This window comes from Streptomyces toyocaensis (assembly GCF_000725125.1).
GTDB classification, from domain to species: Bacteria; Actinomycetota; Actinomycetes; order Streptomycetales; family Streptomycetaceae; genus Streptomyces; species Streptomyces toyocaensis.
On sequence record NZ_JFCB01000076.1, the window covers coordinates 1 to 352 of the forward strand.

Sequence of the window (352 nt, forward strand, 5' to 3'; positions counted from 1 at the left end):
GCACCGAGACCGTGCGCACCGGACGGACCCTGTCGACCGGTCAGGCGTCCCTGTTCCAGTTCGACGAGCGGGGCGACGAGGTGGAGCGCATCCGCGTCCTCGCCTCCTACGGCGACCTGGACTCCCTCCCCGCCCACGTCCGTACGACGGCCGAGCCGCCCGCGATCCCGCCGATGGAGCAGTGCTTCGGTCCCGAGGACGGACCCGCCCCCGTCGACGGCAGCTCCGCCATCGTCGACCGTCTGCTGCTCAAGCTCGACCCGTCGACCCTGGGGTGGGCCCTCGGGCAGCCCTCGGGCAAGGGGGAGATGCGGGCCTGGTTCGGTCTCGCCGACGGCCGGGACCCCGACCC

Annotated in this window: 1 pseudogene; it reads left to right on the forward strand. The window is 73.9% G+C overall.

The features are described 5' to 3' along the window. Positions 1 to 352: pseudogene (locus BU52_RS32630) on the forward strand (thioesterase family protein); the annotation flags it as partial.